Origin of the sequence: Corynebacterium sp. CNCTC7651 (assembly GCF_021496665.1) — a bacterium.
Taxonomy (GTDB): Bacteria; Actinomycetota; Actinomycetes; order Mycobacteriales; family Mycobacteriaceae; genus Corynebacterium.
On the sequence record NZ_CP071246.1, the window covers coordinates 1,839,238 to 1,857,141 of the forward strand.

Annotated in this window: 6 protein-coding genes, 2 tRNA genes and 2 rRNA genes; 2 read left to right on the plus strand and 8 right to left on the minus strand. The window is 61.5% G+C overall.

The features are described 5' to 3' along the window. Positions 1 to 157: 157 nt before the first annotated feature. From JZY91_RS08955 to ramA, 4 genes are all read right to left on the minus strand, one after another. A 23S ribosomal RNA gene (locus tag JZY91_RS08955) occupies positions 158 to 3,235 on the minus strand. Between the two features lie 451 nt (positions 3,236 to 3,686). Continuing rightward, positions 3,687 to 5,201, minus strand: a 16S ribosomal RNA gene (locus JZY91_RS08960). Together the 16S and 23S rRNA genes form the textbook arrangement of a ribosomal RNA operon. Before the next feature lie 626 nt (positions 5,202 to 5,827). Then, entirely contained in the window at positions 5,828 to 7,084 is a 1,257-nt protein-coding gene (gene murA, locus JZY91_RS08965) for a UDP-N-acetylglucosamine 1-carboxyvinyltransferase (RefSeq protein WP_234947557.1), read from the minus strand. Between the two features lie 40 nt (positions 7,085 to 7,124). Beyond that, the gene (gene ramA, locus JZY91_RS08970; RefSeq protein WP_234949112.1) at positions 7,125 to 7,964 is read right to left on the minus strand and encodes an acetate metabolism transcriptional regulator RamA; all 840 of its coding nucleotides are present in this window, start codon (positions 7,962 to 7,964) and stop codon (positions 7,125 to 7,127) included. Positions 7,965 to 8,291: 327 nt separating this feature from the next. Here ramA and cysK point away from each other — a divergent pair, with 327 nt between their 5' ends. Together cysK and epsC are read left to right on the plus strand one after the other, a co-directional pair. Further along, the gene (gene cysK / locus JZY91_RS08975; RefSeq protein ID WP_234947558.1) at positions 8,292 to 9,233 is read left to right on the plus strand and encodes a cysteine synthase A; all 942 of its coding nucleotides are present in this window, start codon (positions 8,292 to 8,294) and stop codon (positions 9,231 to 9,233) included. Positions 9,234 to 9,323: 90 nt separating this feature from the next. Then, positions 9,324 to 9,914 (plus strand): serine O-acetyltransferase EpsC, encoded by a 591-nt coding sequence (gene epsC / locus JZY91_RS08980; protein WP_370639212.1) that lies wholly within the window; start codon positions 9,324 to 9,326, stop codon positions 9,912 to 9,914. 30 nt (positions 9,915 to 9,944) lie between these two features. Here the strand turns inward: epsC and JZY91_RS08985 are convergent, their stop codons facing one another. From JZY91_RS08985 to JZY91_RS09000, 4 genes are all read right to left on the minus strand, one after another. After that, on the minus strand, positions 9,945 to 10,229 hold the full coding sequence (locus JZY91_RS08985; protein ID WP_234947559.1) for a GNAT family N-acetyltransferase: 285 nt from the start codon (positions 10,227 to 10,229) through the stop codon (positions 9,945 to 9,947). Positions 10,230 to 10,306: 77 nt separating this feature from the next. Further along, positions 10,307 to 10,379, minus strand: a tRNA-Phe gene (locus tag JZY91_RS08990). 44 nt (positions 10,380 to 10,423) lie between these two features. Next, positions 10,424 to 10,497, minus strand: a tRNA-Asp gene (locus tag JZY91_RS08995). A gap of 196 nt (positions 10,498 to 10,693) precedes the next feature. Further along, entirely contained in the window at positions 10,694 to 17,782 is a 7,089-nt protein-coding gene (locus tag JZY91_RS09000) for a hypothetical protein (RefSeq protein ID WP_234949153.1), read from the minus strand. Positions 17,783 to 17,904 lie beyond the last annotated feature (122 nt).

The window sequence follows — 17,904 nt, forward strand, 5'->3', positions numbered from 1 at the left end:
ATTTCGGGGTTAGCAACATTGGTTGATGTGGAGTTGTCTGGCCCCGCACTCGGGTGGTGTGTGGTGTGTCAGATACTGGTGAGTGGACGCGTGCACACCGTGTTGGTGTGTGTTTGCAGGACACCGAACCGTGACCTAAGTGGGTGTTGGTTGGTGGTGGTTGTTTGTTGTTGGTGTATTAGTACCGGTCGCCTCCGCACATTGCTGTGTGTCCAGTTCCGGCCTATCAACCCAGTAGTCTGCTGGGAACCTCAAAAGAAACCTCATCTTAAAACAGGCTTCCCGCTTAGATGCTTTCAGCGGTTATCCCTCCCGTACGTAGCTAACCAGCGATGCTCCTGGCGGAACAACTGGCACACCAGAGGTACGTCCGTCCCGGTCCTCTCGTACTAGGGACAGCCTTCTGCAAGTTTCAACGCGCGCGGCGGATAGAGACCGAACTGTCTCACGACGTTCTGAACCCAGCTCGCGTGCCGCTTTAATGGGCGAACAGCCCAACCCTTGGGACCTACTCCAGCCCCAGGATGCGACGAGCCGACATCGAGGTGCCAAACCATCCCGTCGATATGGACTCTTGGGGAAGATCAGCCTGTTATCCCCGGGGTACCTTTTATCCGTTGAGCGACACCACATCCACAAGTAGGTGCCGGATCACTAGTCCCGACTTTCGTCCCTGCTCGACTTGTAAGTCTCGCAGTCAAGCTCCCTTGTGCACTTACACTCTAAACACCTGATTGCCAACCAGGCTGAGGGAACCTTTGGGCGCCTCCGTTACATTTTGGGAGGCAACCGCCCCAGTTAAACTACCCACCAGGCACTGTCCCCAACCCAGATCATGGGCCAAGGTTAAGGTATCCACTACGGTCAGAGTGGTATTTCAACAACGACTCCACACCAACTGGCGTTGATGCATCAACGTCTCCCACCTATCCTACACAAACCGCACCGAACACCAATACCAAGCTATAGTGAAGGTCCCGGGGTCTTTTCGTCCTGCCGCGCGAAACGAGCATCTTTACTCGTACTGCAATTTCACCGGGCCTGTGGTTGAGACAGCAGGGGAGTCGTTACGCCATTCGTGCAGGTCGGAACTTACCCGACAAGGAATTTCGCTACCTTAGGATGGTTATAGTTACCACCGCCGTTTACTGGGGCTTAAATTCTCCGCTTCGGTATCACTACCTAACAGGTCCTCTTAACCTTCCAGCACCGGGCAGGCGTCAGTCCGTATACATCAACTTAATCGTCTTCGCACGGACCTGTGTTTTTGATAAACAGTCGCTCCCCTCTCTTCTCTGCGACCACCACCAGCTCAACCACGCAAGATGGCATCACCGGGTGTGGTCCCCCTTCTCCCGAAGTTACGGGGGCATTTTGCCGAGTTCCTTAACCACAGTTCACCCGACCGCCTTAGTATGCTCTACCTGACTACCTGTGTCGGTTTCGGGTACGGGCCGTACATGCACATCGCTAGAGGCTTTTCTCGACAGCACAGGATCACCACCATCACCCAATTGGGCTACGCATCACGCCTCACACCTAGTGACGCCCGCATTTAACAAGGCGTCGTGCTACACGCTTGCACCAGAATCCAATAACTGGCGCGGCTACCACTCTGCGTCACCCCATCACTTACCTACCACAGATCAGGCCCCACGCATCACCACACAGTAGAAGTCAAAGACGTCTTGCCGTGTGGTTCAGGGTGGTTAGTATCACCGCTTCAGCATTTGGCGCGCATACACGGGTACGGGAATATCAACCCGTTGACCATCGACTACGCCTGTCGGCCTCGCCTTAGGACCCGACTCACCCTGGGAAGACGAACTTGACCCAGGAACCCTTAGTCATTCGGCGGATACGATTCTCACGTATCTCTCGTTACTCATGCCTGCATTCTCACTCGCATGCAGTCCACCGCCCCTTACGATACGGCTTCACCCCACACACGACGCTCCCCTACCCAAGACAATGTCTTGCCGCGGTTTCGGCGGTGTACTTGAGCCCCACTACATTGTCGGCGCAAAACCACTCGACCAGTGAGCTATTACGCACTCTTTCAAGGATGGCTGCTTCTAAGCCAACCTCCTGGCTGTCTTCGCGATCCCACATCCTTTTCCACTTAGTACACCCTTAGGGGCCTTAACCGGCGATCTGGGCTGTTTCCCTCTCGACTATGAAGCTTATCCCCCACAGTCTCACTGCTATGCACCACTTCAACCGGCATTCGGAGTTTGGCTGACATTGCTAAGATGATCGTCCCGCTCAACCAACCAGTAGCTCTACCTCCGGCAAGCTCACATAACGCTGCACCTAAATGCATTTCGGGGAGAACCAGCTATCACGGAGTTTGATTGGCCTTTCACCCCTACCCACAACTCATCCCCTCAGTTTTCAACCTAAGTGGGTTCGCGCCTCCACAACCTCTTACAGCTGCTTCACACTGGCCATGGGTAGATCACCCCGCTTCGGGTCCAGGACATGCCACTACAACACCCATTTCGGATTCGCTTTCGCTACGACTACCCCACACACGGGTTAACCTCGCGACATGCCGCTGACTCGCAGGCTCATTCTTCAAAAGGCACGCCATCACACACTGAGGTGCTCTGACGGATTGTAAGCGCACGGTTTCAGGAACTCTTTCACTCCCCTCCCGGGGTACTTTTCACCATTCCCTCACGGTACTTAATCCACTATCGGTCACACTGAGTATTTAGGCTTACCGGGTGGTCCCGGCAGATTCACAGCAGATTCCACGAGCCCGCTGCTACTCGGGGTTTGCGACACAACCAGCACATGCATATACGCGTACGGGACTCATCACCCACTCCGGTGCACCATCCCAGGCACTTCCGCTCACACACGCACACAAGTCGGCACAGTTGGCAGACTGCACACAGCCGCACCCCACAACCCCACACACGCAACCCCTGCCAGGTATCACACGCACATGGTTTAGCCTCATCCGCTATCGCTCGCCACTACACACGGAATCACAAATTGTTTTCTTCTCCTACGGGTACTGAGATGTTTCACTTCCCCGCGTCAACCCCCACACAGGCTATGCATTCACCTGCAGGTAACACCACACAACTGGTGCTGGGTTTCCCCATTCGGACATCCTCGGATCAACGCTTAGTTGGCAACTCCCCGAGGCATAACGCAGCCTCACACGTCCTTCATCGGCTCAGCATGCCAAGGCATCCACCGTACGCCCTTACATAAAAACAACACACTAAGAACAAACACACAAAAAAAACAGAAAAAACAACAACACCCACACCCCACACACACGTGCAAGGCACAAACGCGGATGTTGTCAGATGCTCGCGTCCACTCTCCAGTTCTCACACACCACACCCACACACCACACCACCCATCACAACGGTAAGCAGCGCGAACCATGCAGGCCACAGAAACAACACAACACCTGTGCTGCCCCAGACACCCAACAGCATGCCAACACATACAACACTTTGTTCGCGGACCCCCACACGGGGAAAAGGTTGCATCCCCAGCACCACACCCATGAGCCGGGCATCCAACCCAGCCGGTGCATGTCCACCTGGAAAATTTTCAAACAAACACAGTGGCAGCCGCACACACGGCGACTCAACCACCAACCACACAGCAATCACTGTGCGGCACCCGCAACTGCGGGTACAAAACATAAAGCTCCTTAGAAAGGAGGTGATCCAGCCGCACCTTCCGGTACGGCTACCTTGTTACGACTTCGTCCCAATCGCCGATCCCACCTTCGACAGCTCCCCACAAATCGTTTGGGCCACTGGCTTCGGGTGTTACCAACTTTCATGACGTGACGGGCGGTGTGTACAAGGCCCGGGAACGTATTCACCGCAGCGTTGCTGATCTGCGATTACTAGCGACTCCGACTTCATGGGGTCGAGTTGCAGACCCCAATCCGAACTACGACCGGCTTTCAGCGATTCGCACCCCCTCACAGGGAAGCTGCGCGTTGTACCGACCATTGTAGCATGTGTGAAGCCCTGGACATAAGGGGCATGATGATTTGACGTCATCCCCACCTTCCTCCGAGTTAACCCCGGCAGTCTCTCATGAGTCCCCGGCCAAACCGCTGGCAACATAAGACAAGGGTTGCGCTCGTTGCGGGACTTAACCCAACATCTCACGACACGAGCTGACGACAACCATGCACCACCTGTACACCAACCACAAGGGAAAGACTATCTCTAGCCCGATCTGGTGTATGTCAAGCCCAGGTAAGGTTCTTCGCGTTGCATCGAATTAATCCACATGCTCCGCCGCTTGTGCGGGCCCCCGTCAATTCCTTTGAGTTTTAGCCTTGCGGCCGTACTCCCCAGGCGGGGCGCTTAATGCGTTAGCTACGGCACGAACCCCGTGGAAGGGACTCACACCTAGCGCCCACCGTTTACGGCATGGACTACCAGGGTATCTAATCCTGTTCGCTCCCCATGCTTTCGCTCCTCAGCGTCAGTTACTGCCCAGAGACCTGCCTTCGCCATCGGTGTTCCTCCTGATATCTGCGCATTTCACCGCTACACCAGGAATTCCAGTCTCCCCTACAGCACTCAAGTTATGCCCGTATCGCCTGCAACCCCACAGTTAAGCTGCGGTATTCCACAAACGACGCGACAAACCACCTACGAGCTCTTTACGCCCAGTAATTCCGGACAACGCTCGCACCCTACGTATTACCGCGGCTGCTGGCACGTAGTTAGCCGGTGCTTCTTCTCCAAGTACCGTCCAAAATTCGTCCTTGGCGAAAGGAGTTTACAACCCGAAGGCCGTCATCCCCCACGCGGCGTCGCTGCATCAGGCTTGCGCCCATTGTGCAATATTCCCCACTGCTGCCTCCCGTAGGAGTCTGGGCCGTATCTCAGTCCCAATGTGGCCGTACACCCTCTCAGGCCGGCTACCCGTCGACGCCTTGGTAGGCCATTACCCCACCAACAAGCTGATAGGCCGCGAGCTCATCCCACACCAAAAAATCTTTCCACCACCGACACTAAACGATGGTCCTATCCGGTATTAGACCCAGTTTCCCAGGCTTATCCCAAAGTGCAGGGCAGATCACCCACGTGTTACTCACCCGTTCGCCACTCGAGCACCCCGCAAGCGGGGCCTTTCCGTTCGACTTGCATGTGTTAAGCACGCCGCCAGCGTTCATCCTGAGCCAGGATCAAACTCTCCACAAAAAACACTCCGAAATAGAGTGTCAAGTTTCGTCAAGAAACAGGCCGTGAAAAGCCCAATACCCAACCAAAACAAACCACCCCACACCAACCGGTGCAGAACTGGCTTACAAAAAATGTTTTCCTAAAATTACTGCAAACACGGCTGGCCCCACATCCGACGAGGAAAAACTTGGGGCCAACCAAAAACTTTGCAAAAAACGTCAGTGAACCAATCATGGCCCAACCGATCAACCACGCCCCCATCAAAGGATTCAGAACGCAGCCACCAGCACACACCAACCACACACCCCGCAAAACACGGAACCATGCAGCCAACATGTCACAGGCACACAACCAACCCACAAACAAAAATGCATTGGCACACTATCGAGTTCTCAAACAACACACGCACACCCCAACACATCCGAACCAAATCAGAGCGCTGTGAGTAGCTTTCGTATTTCCGTCAGCGGTAGTTTTCCTAACCGCTCACACACCAGACCATGATCACCATGTCGTCCCGGCGGGGCGTTGTCGGTCGCGCTGACTCGAACTAAGTTACACACCCCACCACAACAACACAAACCCCCAGCACAACGGGGGTTTATGAAAGCATGAACGTGACCAAACGAACGTCGTAAAGCGCTCTAGCTCTGAACGCGCTCGATGTGTGCCCCCAGCGCGGTGAGCTGCTCCACGAAGGATGGGTAGCCGCGGTCGATGTGGTAGACGTCGTGGACCGTGGTCACGCCGTCGGCGACAAGCCCGGCAAGAACAAGGCCGGCGCCGGCGCGGATGTCGGAGGACCAGACATCGGTGGAGCTGAGCTGGTCAACACCTCGCAGGACAACGTGGTGGCCGTCAACGTTGGCATCGGCGCCGAGGCGCAGCATCTCGTCGACGAAGCGGAAGCGGGCCTCGAAGACGTTCTCGGTGATCACGGAAACGCCGTCCGCAACGGTGGAGATCGCAATGGCCATCGGCTGCAGATCCGTGGGAAAGCCCGGGAACGGCAGCGTCTGGTAGTCCACCGCCTTGGGGCGCTGGTCCATGCGGACGCGGAAGCCGTGCTCGTAGGTCTCCACATTCGCCCCGGCCAGCTTGAGCTTGCTCAGTGCCAGGTGCAGGTGGCGGGGGGCGATGCCGGTAACCGTAATGTCGCCGCGGGTGATCGCCGCGGCGTACGCCCATGTGCCGGCCACAATGCGGTCCCCCACCACGGTGTGCTCGGTCGGGGTGAGCCGCTCCACGCCGTCGATGGTGATGGTGGAGGTGCCGGCACCCTCGATCTGGGCGCCCATCTCGCAGAGCATGTCGCACAGATCCACAATCTCCGGCTCACGGGCGGCGTTGTCGAGGACGGTGCGCCCCTTGGCAAGCACGGAAGCGGTGACGATGTTCTCCGTCGCGCCGACCGACGGGAAGTCCAGCTTGATGTTCGCGCCGCGGAGCTGTTCCACCTCCGCTACTACCGCGCCGTGCTCGATGTGCGTGGTAGCACCCAGCTTCTCCAGCCCGGTCTGGTGCATGTCCAGGGGACGGGAGCCGATCGCGTCACCGCCCGGGAGTGCCACGCGCGCCTCGTGGCAACGCGCAACCAGGGGCCCAAGCACGGCGACAGAGGCGCGGAACTGGCGCACGGCCTCAAAATCTGCATTGGGAGAAACCTCGGCCGGGGTGTGGATGCGCACCGTGGCACCCTCCACCTCAACCTCGCAGCCAAGACCCACCAGCACCTGCGCCATCAGCGGCACATCCAGGATCTCGGGGCAGTTGTGCAACGTTGTCGTGCCCTCCGCCAACAGCGCCGCAGCCATGAGCTTGAGCACGCTGTTCTTCGCGCCGTCCACCTTCACCACGCCCTCAAGGCGAGTGCCGCCGGTTACCAGGAATTTCTCTTTCACGCCCCCAAGCGTACCGACGTTGGCGGGCGAGGCCGGGAGCTTAAGGCAGCGCGCCGATACGACGGGCGGCGTTGACCGCCTCGTAGCGGGTGTGGGCACCCAGCTTGCGCATCACGCTGCGCAGGTAAGACTTCACAGTCTCCGCGCCAATGCCCATCTCTTCCGCAGCCTCCACATTGGTGTGGCCCAGCGCCACGCAGGACAGCACGTCCAGCTCACGTGCGGAAAGTTTGGTGGACTGCTTCACCCGCACCGGCGAGACCATCTGATCGCAGAGCTGCTCCAGCTCCTTGCGCAGCGCCTCATCTTCCACGCGATTGGCCAGCATGCGCAGCTTCGAGTGCGTGGCGCGCACCTGTTCCCACTCCGCGCCGTTCATTACCCGGCCAGGCTTCGCGGCGCCTTTCCCGCCGTCCAGACGGCGCATCGCGGAATTCACTGCCAAGTCCTGTTCCAGCGTGCGGGCGGTCAGCGTGACCTCTTCGATCACCTTGTCGCCCAAACGCACGGTGGAGTGCACACCCACATACAGCACACCGCGAATCTCGCGCTGCACGATGACGGGAACAGCAACCACAGAGTGCAGACCTTCGTCCTGAATCACCTTGTCGTATTCGTGGGAGATGACGTTTGCTCGCGTGTAGTCGGAGACACCCACGGCGCGGCGAGTGGTGACAACGCGGCCGCCCACACCAGCACCCTGCTCAATGATGAGGTTCTGCAGCGCGGGGGTGCGCAGACCGATCCACTGCGTGATTTGCAGACGGTTATCCGCCAACAGCGTGCCGTACATTGCAACCGGGATCCCGGTCGCGGTTTTGAGGGCGGTGAGGGCGGCGCGGATCGCGTCGTCGTCATCTTTGATCCGTTGGGCATCCACAGTCATTGGGTCTTTCTGCCTTCCCGCAACCTCCCGCTGTACTTCCTAAGCGGGCTTAAAACGTGATCATAACCCCTCGGAGGGGGTAGCAAAATTCACCCTCGCCGAAGCGCGCGTGCCCGACAGTGTTGGTTTCACTACACCCGCGCGCTGCCCCCGTGGTTAGCGGACGGGGGGAGCCGCCCTTGGGCAGATGCTTTTCGACGTTCACTCGAGCAAACCCCCAGCTCTCATGCGAGACCGCATAGTCTCTTCGCAAAAGACTGGACGGTCTAGTTTTGGTGTGTATACTCCGAAACTATCCAGAGAAACTAAGGAGCGAATTCAATGGCAAAGATTGCTAACAACGTCCTGGATTTGGTCGGCGGCACCCCGCTGGTGGAGCTGCACGGCATCACCGAAGCACACGGCGCAAAGGCACGCGTGCTGGCAAAGCTGGAGTTCTACAACCCGGCCAACTCGGTGAAGGACCGCATCGGTAAGGCCATCGTCGAGGCTGCTGAGGCTTCCGGCGACCTGAAGCCCGGCGGCACCATCGTGGAGGCGACCTCCGGCAACACTGGTATCGCCCTCGCCTTGGCCGGTGCGGCCAAGGGCTACAAGGTCATCCTGACCATGCCGGAGACCATGTCCATTGAGCGTCGTGTAGTGCTGCGCGCATTTGGCGCGGAGATCGTGCTCACCCCGGGCGCTGCCGGCATGAAGGGCGCTGTGGAGAAGGCCAACGAGATTGTCGCCGAGACGGAGAACGCAATCCTGGCCCGCCAGTTTGAGAATGAGGCCAACCCGCGCATCCACTACACCACCACCGGCCCGGAGATCTGGGCTGACACCGATGGCCAGGTGGACTTCCTGGTTGCGGGTGTGGGCACCGGCGGCACCATCTCCGGTGCCGGCAAGTACCTCAAGGAGCAGAACCCGGAGCTGAAGGCGATCGCTGTTGAGCCGGCTGCGTCTCCGCTGCTGAGCAAGGGCGAGGCTGGCCCGCACAAGATCCAGGGCTTGGGTGCCAACTTCGTGCCGGGCACGCTGGACCGCACCATCATCGATGAGATCATCACCGTCACCAACGAGGACGCCGTCGCTACCTCCCGCGAGCTCGCCCGCGAGGACGCGATCCTCGGCGGCATCTCCACCGGCGCGAACCTGAAGGCTGCGCTGGAGATTGCGTCCCGCCCGGAGAACGAGGGCAAGACCATTGTCGTGGTCGTGTGCGACTTCGGTGAGCGCTACGTTTCCACCCTGCTTTACGACGATATCCGCGACTAACCCCGTCGCTTCCAAGCAACCCGTAACCCCCGCCCTGCTGCGCGAATACAACCGGCAGAGGGCGGGGGTTGCTTATGTAAGCTCACCGGCATGATTGCTTCGATCATCTCCACCGTCCGCGAGGATCTTGCTAACGCGCGGGCGCACGACCCGGCAGCGCGCGGCGACGTGGAGAACGCGATTGTGTACTCCGGCCTCCACGCCATCTGGATCCACCGCGCATGCCACGCCATGTGGATCCGGGGCTGGAAGGCTCCGGCACGCATCCTGGCGCAGTTCAACCGCTTCCTCACCGGCATTGAGATTCACCCGGGCGCAACCATTGGACGACGCTTCTTCATCGACCACGGCATGGGCATTGTGATTGGTGAGACCGCGGAGATCGGCGACGGCGTCATGCTGTACCACGGCGTCACCCTCGGCGGGCAGGTGCTCACCCAAACGAAGCGCCACCCGACGATTGGGGATAACGTCACCATCGGCGCGGGCGCGAAGGTACTCGGCCCGATTACCATCGGAGAAAACTCCGCCATCGGCGCCAACGCGGTGGTGACCAAGGACGTGCCGGCCAACTCCATCGCGGTTGGCATCCCAGCCAAGGCGCGCGAGCGCGCCTCTGACGAGCGCAAGCACCTTGTGGACCCGGACCGCTACGTCGATCCGGGCAGCTACATCATTTAGCCCCGGTACTAACCCGGTATTGAGCCCCGGTTACACCATGTCCCGATATTCCGGGTTCGCGTCAATGAACGCGGAGACAGCAGAGCACATGGGCACAACGCCCATGCCCTGCTCGCGAATATCGTCCAGTGCGTACTTAATCAGCGGCTTGGACAGGCCCCGGCCCCGGAACTTCGGGTCCACCACGGTGTGCGGCAGGACGCGCACGCCGATGAGGTCGCTGTAATCGGCGAAACCGGCAAGCTCCCCGTCCACGAATAGTTCGTAGCGCTGCTTAGCTTCGTTGATTGCCACGTTGGTGTTGTTCTCAGACATGCACTCACCCTACCGGTGTCTCGGTCTCTGAAACGGAAAAACTCCTCACTGCGCTGGGCAGTGAGGAGTTTTCGTTGTGGCTAGAGCCAGGATCGAACTGGCGACCCCACACTTTTCAGGCGTGTGCTCTACCGACTGAGCTATCTAGCCGGAACCGTGTGCTGCGCGGCATGCGCACAGACTCTACGATTCTGCGACCCTGACGGGACTTGAACCCGCGACCTCCGCCGTGACAGGGCGGCGCGCTAACCAACTGCGCCACAGGGCCATATTCCTTTGTTTTGCGCTCGCTCTCCGGCGTAAGAACCGGTCGCTTGCACGAGTTGATACCTTACACACGCCCACCAGATGGGTACAAATCCGCAGGTTATCCAGCATGTAGAGGTGCCAAGGAAGAGCGAAACGCCCGCCGCCCAAACGTTCTGCTGGACAGCGGGCGCTTCAGATGTTGATGTCGCTAGAGGTTAGAAACCCTTGATAAAGGCGTTCACACGCTCCTCGACTCGCGGCGCGTACATCGGGGCAAGGTACCCGATGACGCCAACCACACCCATGAGGAATGGCACTACAAACAGCCACCACCAGATACCGCGACCGCGCGAAGAACCGCAGTCGGAAGAGCCCTCGAAAGAGCTGCTGTTTTCTCCCCTGGTCGGTTTCTCGGCGGCACCGGGCCGCTGCGTGGAACCAGTCTCTCCATCCGAGTTTCCGCCGGTGTTTCCGGGCTTGTCGGAGGTGCCATTAGCACCGCCAGCATTGCTGCCGCCGTCGGTGCCGCTGGCGTCGTCCGAGCCACCGACATTGCCGTCAGAACCACCCGGGTTGTCGTTCCCGCCGGTGTTGTCGTCGCCGTTCCCGTCGCCACCGTTGTTGTCCTGGTTGTCGGTGCCACCGCCGTCGCCGTCTGAACCGCCGGTGTTGTCGCCGTCTGAACCGCCGGTGTTGTCGTCAGAGCCACCGCTGCCGTCCGAATCGTCGGAACCACCGTCGCCGTTGCCGGCGGTGTTGTCGTCGCCGTTGCCACCGGTGCTTTCGCCGGAAGCGCCGGTGCTGTCATCGCCGTTCCCGCCAGTGTTGTCGCCGGAACCGCCGGTGTTGTCGTCACCGTTCCCGCCAGTGTTGTCGCCGGAACCACCAGTGCCGTCCTGGTCGCCGGAACCACCGTCACCGTTCCCGCCGGTGCTGTCGTCGGAGCCACCGTCGCCGTTGCCGTCAGAACCACCGGTGTTGTTGTCGGAACCGCCGGTGCTGTCGTCGGAGCCACCGGTGTTGTCGTCACCGTTCCCGCCGGTGGTGTCGTCTCCGTTCGCGCCAGTGTTGTCCTGGCCGTCGGAGCCACCAGTGCCGTCCTGGTCGTCGGAACCACCCGAGTTGTCGGAACCGCCGGTGCTGTCGTCGGAGCCACCGGTGTTGACGTCACCGTTCCCGCCGGTGGTGTCGTCGGAACCGCCGGTGTTGTCGTCACCGTTCGCGCCAGTGTTGTCCTGGCCGTCGGAGCCACCAGTGCCGTCCTGGTCGTCGGAACCACCCGAGTTGTCGGAACCGCCGGTGCTGTCGTCGGAGCCACCGGTGTTGACGTCACCGTTCCCGCCGGTGGTGTCGTCGGAACCGCCGGTGTTGTCGTCACCGTTCGCGCCAGTGTTGTCCTGGCCGTCGGAGCCACCAGTGCCGTCCTGGTTGTCAGAACCACCCGAGTTGTCGGAACCGCCGGTGTTGTCGTCACCGTTCGCGCCAGTGTTGTCCTGGTTGTCAGAACCACCCGAGTTGTCGGAACCGCCCGGGTTCTCCGTGCCGCCGGTGTTGTTGTCAGAACCACCGGTGCTGTCGTCAGAGCCACCGGTGCCGTCCGAATCGTCGGAACCACCGTCGCCGTTGGCGCCGGTGCTGTCGCCGCCGTTCCCGCCAGTGTTGTCGCCGGAACCGCCCGGGTTCTCCGTGCCGCCGGTGTTGTCGTCACCGTTCGCGCCAGTGTTGTCCTGGCCGTCGGAGCCACCCGTGCCGTCCTGGTCGTCGGAACCACCGTCACCGCTCCCGCCGGTGCTGTCGTCGGAGCCACCCGTGCCGTCCTGCCCGTCGGAACCGCCAGTCTTGTCCTGGCCGTCGGAACCATCAGTGCTGTCCTGGTTGTCAGAACCACCCGAGTTGTCGGAACCGCCCGGGTTCTCCGTGCCGCCGGTGTTGTTGTCAGAACCGCCAGTGTTGTCCTGGTTGTCGGTACCACCGCCGTTGCCGTCACCGTTCCCGCCGGTGGTGTCGTCGGAGCCACCAGTGCCGTCCTGCCCGTCGGAACCGCCAGTGTTGTCCTGGTCGTCGGAACCACCGGTGCTGTCGTCGGCGCTGCCCGGGTGGTCCGGGTTGTCCGGGTTGTCGGAACCACCGGAGTTGTCGGAACCACCGGAGTTGTCGGAACCACCGGAGTTGTCGGAACCGCCGGTGGTGTCGTCGGAGCCACCAGTGCCGTCCTGCCCGTCGGAACCGCCAGTGTTGTCCTGGTCGTCGGAACCACCGGTGCTGTCGTCGGAACCGCCGTTGTTGTCGTCGGTGCTGCCCGGGTTGTCGGCATCGCCGTTGCTGTCGTCAGAACCACCAGTGCTGTCGTCAGAACCACCAGTGTTGTCGTCGGAACCACCGGTGCTGCCGTCGGAACCGCCGTTGTTGTCGTCGGTGCTGCCCGGGTTGTCCGGGTTGTCGGAACCACCGGTGTTCTCGTCAGAACCACCAGTGTTGTCGTCAGAACCGCCGTTGTTGTCGGAGCCGCCGTTGTTGTCGTCGGTGCTGCCCGGGCTGTCCGGATTGTCCGGGTTGTCGGAACCGCCGGAGTTGTCAGAACCACCGTTGTTGTCGGAACCGCCGGAGTTGTCGTCGGCGCTGCCCGAGTTGTCGGCATCGCCGGTGCTGTCGTCAGAACCACCAGTGTTGTCGTCAGAACCACCAGTGTTGTCGTCGGTGCTGCCCGGATTGTCGGCATCGCCGTTGCTGTCGTCAGAACCACCAGTGTTGTCGTCGGAACCGCCGGTGCTGCCGTCGGCGCTGCCCGGATTGTCGGCGTCGCCGTTGCTGTCGTCGGCGCCGCCCGGATTGTCGGCGCTGCCCGAGTTGTCGGCATCGCCGGTGCTGTCGTCTGAACCACCAGTGTTGTCGTCAGAACCACCGGTGTTGCCGGAACCGCCGGTGTTGCCGTCGGAACCACCAGTGTTGTCGTCGGCGCCGCCCGGGTTGTCCGGGTTGTCGGAACCGCCGGTGCTGCCGTCGGAACCGCCGGTGCTGCCGTCGGCGCTGCCCGGATTGTCGGCGTCGCCGGTGCTGTCGTCGGAACCACCAGTGCTGCCGTCGGAACCACCAGTGTTGTCGTCGGCGCCGCCCGGGTTGTCGGCATCGCCGTTGCTGTCGTCGGAACCACCAGTGTTGTCGTCGGCGCCGCCCGGGTTGTCGGCATCGCCGTTGCTGTCGTCAGAACCATCAGTGCTGCCGTCAGAACCACCGGTGCTGTCGTCGGAACCACCGGTGCTGCCGTCAGAACCACCGGTGCTGTCATCGGCGCTGCCCGAGTTGTCGGAACCGCCGTTGCTGTCGTCGGAACCACCAGTGTTGTCGTCGGAACCACCGGTGCTGCCGTCGGAACCACCAGTGTTGTCGTCGGAACCGCCGGTGTTGTCGTCGGAACCGCCGGTGTTGTCGTCGGAACCACCGGTGCTGCCGTCGGAACCGCCGGAGTTGTCGGAACCGCCGTTGTTGTCGGAACCGCCGGTGTTGTCGGAACCGCCGGTGTTGTCGTCAGCGCCGCCCGGGTTGTCGGCATCGCCGTTGCTGTCGTCAGAACCACCAGTGCTGTCGTCAGAACCACCAGTGTTGTCGTCGGTGCTGCCCGAGTTGTCGTCCGAGCCACCGGTGCTGCCGTCGGAACCGCCGGAGTTGTCGGAACCGCCGGAGTTGTCGGAACCGCCGTTGTTGTCGGAACCACCAGTGTTGTCGTCAGAACCACCAGTGTTGTCGTCAGAGCCGCCGTTGTTGTCGGAACCGCCGGTGCTGTCGTCGGAACCGCCGGTGCTGCCGTCGGCGCCGCCCGGGTTGTCCGGGTTGTCAGAACCACCGGTGCTGTCGTCGGTGGTGCCCGGGTTGTCGTCAGAACCACCGGTGCTGTCGTCAGAACCGCCGGTGCTGTCATCGGTGGTGCCCGGGTTGTCGGAACCGCCGGTGCTGTCGTCAGAACCACCGGTGCTGCCCGAGTTGTCGTCCGAGCCACCGGTGCTGTCGTCGGTGGTGCCCGGGTTGTCGGAACCGCCGGTGCTGTCGTCAGAACCGCCGGTGCTGCCGTCGGAACCGCCGGTGCTGCCGTCGGAACCGCCGGAGTTGTCGTCAGAACCACCAGTGTTGTCGTCAGAACCGCCGTTGTCGTCGGAACCACCGGTGCTGTCGTCGGTGGTGCCCGGGTTGTCGTCCGAGCCACCGGTGCTGTCGTCGGTGGTGCCCGGGTTGTCGGAACCGCCGGTGCTGCCGTCAGAACCGCCGGTGCTGCCGTCGGAACCACCGGTGCTGCCGTCGGAACCGCCGGAGTTGTCGTCAGAACCACCAGTGTTGTCGTCAGAACCGCCGTTGTCGTCGGAACCACCGGTGCTGTCGTCGGTGGTGCCCGGGTTGTCGTCCGAGCCACCGGTGCTGTCGTCCGAGCCACCAGTGCTGTCGGAACCGCCGGTGCTGTCGTCAGAACCGCCGGTGCTGCCGTCGGAACCACCGGTGCTGCCGTCGGAACCGCCGGAGTTGTCGTCCGAGCCACCAGTGTTGTCGTCAGAACCGCCGTTGTCGTCGGAACCACCGGTGCTGTCGTCGGTGGTGCCCGGGTTGTCGTCCGAGCCACCGGTGCTGTCGTCCGAGCCACCAGTGCTGCCGGAACCGCCGGTGTTGTCGTCGGCGCCGCCCGGGTTGTCCGGGTTGTCGGAACCACCAGTGTTGTCGTCGGTGCTGCCCGGGTTGTCCGGGTTGTCCGGGTTGTCGGAACCGCCGGAGTTGTCAGAACCACCGTTGTTGTCGGAACCACCGGAGTTGTCGTCGGTGCTGCCCGAGTTGTCGGCATCGCCGGCGCTGTCGTCAGAACCACCAGTGTTGTCGTCCGAGCCACCAGTGTTGTCGTCCGAGCCACCAGTGCTGCCGGAACCACCGGTGTTGTCGCCAGAACCACCAGTGCTGTCGTCGGTGCTGCCGGTGTTGTCGTCGGCGCCGCCCGAGTTGTCGTCAGAACCACCGGTGCTGTCGTCGGTGCTGCCGGTGTTGTCGTCGGCGCCGCCCGGGTTGTCGGCGTCGCCGGTGCTGTCGTCAGAACCACCAGTGTTGTCGTCAGAACCACCGGTGCTGTCGTCGGAACCACCGGTGCTGCCGTCGGAACCACCAGTGTTGTCGCCGGAACCACCAGTGCCGTCCTGGTCGTCGGAACCACCGTCACCATTCCCGCCGGTGCTGTCGCCGGAGCCACCGGTGTTGTCGTCACCGTTCCCCCCGGTGGTGTCGTCACCGTTCCCGCCGGTGGTGTCGTCGGAACCGCCGGTGTTGTCGTCACCGTTCGCGCCAGAGTTGTCCTGGCCGTCGGAACCACCAGTGCCGTCCTCGTCGTCGGAACCACCGTCACCATTCCCGCCGGTGGTGTCGTCGGAGCCACCGGTGTTGTCGCCGCCGTTCCCGCCAGTGTTGTCGCCGGAACCGCCAGTGTTGTCCTGGTCGTCGGAACCACCGTCGCCGTTGCCGTCAGAACCACCGGTGTTGTTGTCAGAACCGCCGGTGCCGTCCTGGTTGTCGGTACCACCGCCGTTGCCGTCACCGTTCCCGCCGGTGGTGTCGCCGGAACCGCCCGGGTTCTCCGTGCCGCCGGTGTTGTCGTCACCGTTCGCGCCAGTGTTGTCCTGGTTGTCAGAACCACCAGTGCCGTCCTGGTTGTCAGAACCACCCGAGTTGTCGGAACCGCCCGGGTTCTGCGTGCCGCCGGTGTTGCTGTCAGAACCACCGGTGCTGTCGTCAGAACCGCCGGTGCTGTCGTCACCGTTCCCGCCAGTGTTGTCGCCGGAACCGCCAGTGTTGTCCTGGTCGTCGGAACCACCGTCGCCGTTGCCGTCAGAACCACCGGTGTTGTTGTCAGAACCGCCGGTGCTGTCGTCGGAACCACCGGTGCCGTCCTGGTCGTCGGAACCACCGTCACCGTTCCCGCCGGTCGTGTCGTCGGAACCACCGGTGTTGTCGTCACCGTTCGCGCCAGTGTTGTCCTGGTTGTCAGAACCACCAGTGCCGTCCTGGTTGTCAGAACCACCCGAGTTGTCGGAACCGCCGGTGCTGTCGTCAGAGCCACCGGTGCCGTCCGAATCGTCGGAACCACCGTCGCCGTTGCCGCCGTTGCTGTCGTCGGAACCACCGGTGTTGTCGTCACCGTTCCCGCCAGTGTTGTCGCCGGAACCGCCGGTGCTGTCGTCACCGTTCCCGCCAGTGTTGTCGCCGGAACCGCCAGTGTTGTCCTGGTCGTCGGAACCACCGTCGCCGTTGCCGTCAGAACCACCGGTGTTGTTGTCAGAACCGCCGGTGCTGTCGTCGGTGGTGCCCGGGTTGTCGTCAGAACCACCGGTGCTGTCGTCAGAACCACCGGTGCTGTCGTCAGAACCACCGGTGCTGTCGTCGGTGCTGCCGGTGTTGTCGTCGGCGCCGCCCGGGTTGTCGGAACCGCCAGTGCTGTCGTCAGAACCACCAGTGTTGTCGTCAGAACCACCGGTGCTGTCGTCAGAACCACCGGCGCTGTCGTCGGTGGTGCCCGGGTTGTCGTCCGAGCCACCGGTGCTGCCGTCGGAACCGCCGGAGTTGTCGGAACCGCCGGTGTTGTCGTCGGCGCCGCCCGGGTTGTCCGGGTTGTCGGAACCACCAGTGTTGTCGTCGGTGCTGCCCGGATTGTCGGCATCGCCGTTGCTGTCGTCGGTGCCGCCCGGGTTCTCAGTGCCGCCCGGGTTCGGGTCCGTCGGGTTTTCGGGCTTTGGAGGCTCGTTCGCTACCTCCTTGTCATCCTTGAATTCCTCCTCGACCTTTGCCTCTTTGCGGAGATCATCAAGAGTGGTGCTGAGGTGCTTGGAATCCACAATTCCGGCTTTCTGAAGCGCCTGGATGTGTATGCCAAGCGTCTTCTCAGCCCTCTGAGGATCATTGGCGGTCAGCGCCAATGCCATGTTTTCCTTGTAAAACTTATTCCACGCGTCGTACTCGAGATTCGGCTTTTTCAAGCCCTTATCCCAGGCGGCATCCATGTAAACCTGCGTTACCACCGCGCGCTGGCGCAGGACAGACTTCCGCTGGAAATCGACATCGTATTCAAGGTCCTTGGTCGGTTCCCCCTTGGCTTTCGCCGTCTGAAGCGCGACCTCAGCTTTGACGTAGTTGTCCTCCAACGTCTTCAGCCTGTCCAATGCCCCGTCGATCAGGCCCTGGTTGCCCTTGCGCTTCGGTTCGAATTTCGGGTCAGCCGTAGTGCGGGCGTCTGCTACCGGTGCACTGGGGGCTAGCACGCCAGCAGTAGCCAAGACCGCAGCCATGACTGCGGCAGTTACTTTTTCTCTTTTCACGAGGGGGTCCTTGCTTTCAGAGGGACAAACAGATGAGCTCTGGAACGCCAAACTCATTAGAAGGTGAGCTTAATCTCGCTAACAGTTTGGCA